Origin of the sequence: Mesorhizobium sp. M7A.F.Ca.CA.002.05.1.1 (genome assembly GCF_003998335.1) — a bacterium.
GTDB lineage: Bacteria > Pseudomonadota > Alphaproteobacteria > Rhizobiales > Rhizobiaceae > Mesorhizobium.
Map to the genome: position 1 here is coordinate 1 of NZ_RZQI01000497.1, position 4,434 is coordinate 4,434.

Here is a 4,434-nt window from a genome sequence, read left to right on the forward strand (position 1 = left end):
AGGTGATCGAGGCCGTCGAGCTCGCCAAGCACTACCGCGCCAACGCCATCGCCGTAACCGCGCCCGACACCGAACTCGCCCGCGCCTGCGACGTCAGGTTGACGGTGGCGGTGCCCGAATATCCCGACACGCTGAAGCCGACGGCCTCGCGCTTCGCCTTCCTGGCGGCGATCGACCTTCTGGCGGTGGCCTCGGCCTACAAGCTCGACGGTTCGGCCCGCGAGACCGTGCGCCGCATCAAATACAACGCCCAGATCCACCGCACCGGCAAGGAGATGGAGCCGCTCGGAGACTAGCTCCCTTCTCCCCGTTCACGGGGAGAAGGTGCCGGCAGGCGGATGAGGGGCGGCGCCGAGTTCAACAATTGATGATCCCAACTTGGATTGGGCGCATGCACAAAGAGGGAAAGAAATGCTCGAAATAGCACCGACGAAACAGGCAGCCGCATGGCTCGAATCCCTGGCGCAGGCACTCGCAGCCGGCGACGTGGCCGCTGCGAGCAACCTGTTCGTCGACGATTGCTACTGGCGCGATCTCCTGACCTTCACCTGGAACATCACCACCATGGAAGGCCGCGAGGCGATCGCCGACATGCTGGCGGCGACGCTGGCGACGGCCAAGCCGAGCGCGTGGCAACTGACCGGCGAGGCGATCTCGGACGATGGCACCATCGAGGCGTGGTTCAGCTTCGAAACCGCGGTGGCCAGGGGAGAGGGCATCATGCGGCTGCGCGACGGCCGCTGCCGCACGCTGTTCACGGCAATGACGGACCTGAAAGGCTTCGAGGAGCGCAAGGGGGCGAAGCGGCCGCTTGGCGTGCGCCACAAGGCCGATCCCAGGCGCGAGACCTGGTCGGAGGCGCGGGCGCGCGAGACGCGCGAGCTCGGCACCGAGGAACAGCCCTACTGCCTGGTCATCGGCGGCGGCCAGGGCGGCATCATGCTGGGGGCGCGGCTGCGCCAGCTCGGCGTGCCCACCATCGTCATCGAGAAGAATGCGCGGCCGGGCGATTCCTGGCGCAACCGCTATCGCACGCTCGTGTTGCACGATCCGGTCTGGTACGACCATCTGCCCTACATTCCCTTCCCCGAAAACTGGCCGGTGTTCACGCCCAAGGACAAGATGGGCGACTGGCTGGAAATGTACACGCGCGTCATGGAGCTCAATTACTGGGTCGCCACGAAATGCCTGAGCGCGTCCTATGATGAGGCCGAAAAAGTCTGGACCGTGGTCGTCGACCGCGTCGGCCGCCAGATCACGCTGAAGCCGAAGCACATCGTCTTCGCCACCGGCGCCTACGGTCCGCCACGGCGGATCGATCTGCCGGGCGCCGACCGGTTCAAGGGCGAGTTGCTGCACTCCAGCCAGTATGCCAGCGGCGACAAATTCCGCGGCAGACGAGTCGCGGTCATCGGCGCGGCCAGCTCCGGCCACGATGTCTGCGTCGACCTCTGGGAAAGCGGCGCCGAGGTCACCATGATCCAGCGTTCGCCGACGACGGTGGTCAAATCGGACACGCTGATGGAAGTCGGCTTCGAGATCTTCTCGGAAGACGCACTGGCGCGCGGCATCACCACCGAGAAGGCCGACATGATCGTCGCCTCGACGCCGTTCGCGCTGGTGCCCAAGGGCCAGCGGGCGCTTTACGAGGTGATCAAGGCGCGCGACGCGGCTTTTTACGACCGCTTGCGCGCCGCCGGCTTCGCCCTCGATTTCGGCGACGACGAGACCGGCCTTCTGATGAAGGCCTACCGCACCGGCTCCGGCTACTATATCGATGTCGGCGCTTCCGACCTGATCATCGACGGCAAGATCGGCATCCGCAGCGGCGTCGCCATCAAGTCGCTGACCCCGAGCGGCATCCTGTTCGAGGACGGCAGTGAACTCGCCGCCGACGCCATCATCGCCTGCACCGGCTATCAGTCGATGAACGAGACGGTGGCTTCGATCGTCTCGCGCGAAGTCGCCGACAAGGTCGGCCCCTGCTGGGGGCTTGGCTCGGGCGTCAAGGGCGACCCCGGACCCTGGCAAGGCGAGCTGCGCAACATGTGGAAGCCGACCGCGCAGGAAGCGCTTTGGTTCCACGGCGGCAATCTGGCGCTGTCGCGCTTCTATTCGAAATATGTGGCGCTGCAGATCAAGGCGCGGATGGAGCGCATTGAGACGCCGGTTTATGGGAAGCCGAGCAATTCGGGGCGGTAGCCATCTACCGCAAGAGCTAATCGTGCCGATGCCCAAAATGCCTCGCGGCCACCTCAACATGCGTATGCGACGCCTGCGCCACGAAACGCTCGGTCTCGTTGTGATCAGCCGCCTCGTTCGGCCACCAGGTGCCGCCGATAACGATGCCATCCGACACCAGCCTCTGGTCGGCGACCAATGACGCGCCGACCGCATCGACGAAGGTGAAGCGGCCCGGGCGCTGCCGGAGCACGGCGACATCGCCGACGGTGCCGACCGCCAGCGTGCCCAGGTCAGGCCTGGCGATCGCCTGCGCCGGCGCTTGCGTGGCGGCGCGCAGGACCTCGACCAGCGGCATGCCGAGCGCCAGCAGCTTCGACATGCAGACCAGTATGTCGAAGGCCGGCCCGTCGACGCAGTAGAGATGCACGTCGCTCGAGATCACGTCGGGCGCCAGCCCTTCCTCGAGCATGGCACGGGCAACGGCGAAATCGAACGAGCCCATGCCGTGGCCGATGTCGAAGATGACGCCGCGCTCGCGCGCCAGCCGCATGTCGGGCCGCACCGCGCCGGAAGCAAATACCGGCGCATTGGGAAACGGCCGGAAGCAGTGGGTGAGAATGTCGCCCCTGCGCAGCCGCGGCAGCACTTCCGAGCGGCCGGGCGGCGGCTCGTCTATATGCGCCATCAGCGGCAGGCCGGCCTGGTCGGCGGCCTCCAGCGCCAGATCCACCGGGGCGATGCCGCTGGTGCCGCCGGCATGCTTGCCGGAGCGGACTTTTACGCCGACCACGACATCGCGGTGTTCACGCACCGCCGCGACCACCTCGCGCGGCTCGCACAGCCTGAGGTCGCTGCACTCGCCGACCGACACTGTCTGCGAGAAGCCGAAAATGCCGGCAAAGGAAATGTTGACATAGGCCAGGATGCGGACCTTCGACCGCTCCATGACATGGCGGCGGAAGCCGAGGAAATTGCCGGCGCCGGCACTGCCCGCATCGATGAAGGTGGTGGTGCCGCTCTTGGCGGCCAGCCGGTCGGCATCGACGCCAAGCGACGTGCCGCCCCAATAGACGTGGCTGTGCAGGTCGACCAGGCCCGGCGTGACGATGCAGCCGCCGGCATCGACGATCTGCGCTGCGCTGTCCGCCGGGATATCGGCATCGACTGCGGCAACGCGGCCATTGGCGATGGCGACATCGCGCGGCGCGTCGAGGCCAGCGGCCGGATCGATCAGCCGTCCGCCCTTCAGCAGGAGGTCGAATTGCATTGAGGTCACCTCCGCTTCGTTGCTTTGCCTACAGAGGCCGGTAAGCGACCGCCTCGACCTCGATCTTGATATCGATCATCAGCCGCGATTCGACCGTGGTGCGGGCCGGCGGGTTTTTGGGGAAATGCCGGGCATAGACCGCGTTGAAGGCGCCGAAATCGCGCGCATCTTCCAGCCAGACCGTGGTCTTCACCACATCGTCCATGGTGCAGCCGGCCAGCGCCAGCGCGGCCTTGATATTGGCGAGCACCTGCTCGGTCTGTTCCGATATGCCGCCCTTGACCACGATGCCGTCGCTGCCGACGGGAACCTGGCCCGAGACATAGACGAGATCGCCGGCCCGCACGGCGGGCGACAACGGCACATGCGATGTTCCAAAACACTGTTTCGGCAAGGGACAAGCCTCCTCTGATGACAGGACGGGGTGCCATGGCAGCGCCCGCTTCGATCGACATTTACGCCGATCGGGGCGATCCTCATAGGGGGCCTTGTTGGAAAGCAACATTCTTCGAAATCCGTGTTGCTTTATTACAAGAGCGCTTGCATCGTACGCGCTGACGGGCGGCTTGGAAGCCGCAACGTACAGACGCATTTGCCAGAGCGGAGACACCCAGCGATGACTTACGACAAGAACCCGTTTCCATCAGGCGATGCCGATCGCCACGCGCTCTGGGAAATGCTGGTGCGGCGCGACATCGACGCTTTCATCGGCCAGGACTGGGCCATGGTCGAGGATGATTTCGTAGCCTCGAGCTTCTTCGGCATGCATGCGCATTTCCTGCACAACGCCGACGCCTGGCGGCTGCAGTTTCCAAGGCTCGAAATCTATCGCGACGAATGGCTGCGCCAGGCCAGGGAGACGGCGGCGACCAAATTCGCCGAGCCGCTGCGCGAGGCGCTGTTTCGCGTCACCAACATGCGCGACATCGATGTCGACGGCGACCGCGCCGTGCTGCACAAGAAATTCGACGGCTCGGTTGCCA

At 65.5% G+C, this 4,434-nt stretch carries 4 protein-coding genes and 1 pseudogene; 3 read left to right on the forward strand and 2 right to left on the reverse strand.

Annotated elements, in window-relative coordinates:
* Positions 1 to 296, forward strand: a pseudogene (locus tag EN939_RS22465) (RpiR family transcriptional regulator); the annotation flags it as partial.
* A 115-nt stretch (positions 297 to 411) separates the two neighbouring features.
* Positions 412 to 2,202: a flavin-containing monooxygenase gene (locus tag EN939_RS22470; protein ID WP_127269759.1), complete on the forward strand. Its 1,791-nt coding sequence runs from the start codon at positions 412 to 414 to the stop codon at positions 2,200 to 2,202.
* 16 nt (positions 2,203 to 2,218) lie between these two features.
* Here the strand turns inward: EN939_RS22470 and EN939_RS22475 are convergent, their stop codons facing one another.
* Together EN939_RS22475 and EN939_RS22480 are read right to left on the reverse strand one after the other, a co-directional pair.
* Entirely contained in the window at positions 2,219 to 3,451 is a 1,233-nt protein-coding gene (locus EN939_RS22475) for an amidohydrolase/deacetylase family metallohydrolase (RefSeq protein WP_127269761.1), read from the reverse strand.
* A 28-nt stretch (positions 3,452 to 3,479) separates the two neighbouring features.
* Positions 3,480 to 3,845, reverse strand: coding sequence for a RidA family protein (locus EN939_RS22480; protein ID WP_013528752.1), 366 nt, complete (start codon positions 3,843 to 3,845; stop codon positions 3,480 to 3,482).
* Positions 3,846 to 4,067: 222 nt separating this feature from the next.
* Between EN939_RS22480 and EN939_RS22485 the strand changes: the two genes are divergently transcribed.
* A partial coding sequence (locus EN939_RS22485; RefSeq protein ID WP_127269763.1) for a hypothetical protein occupies positions 4,068 to 4,434 on the forward strand: 367 nt, incomplete at its 3' end.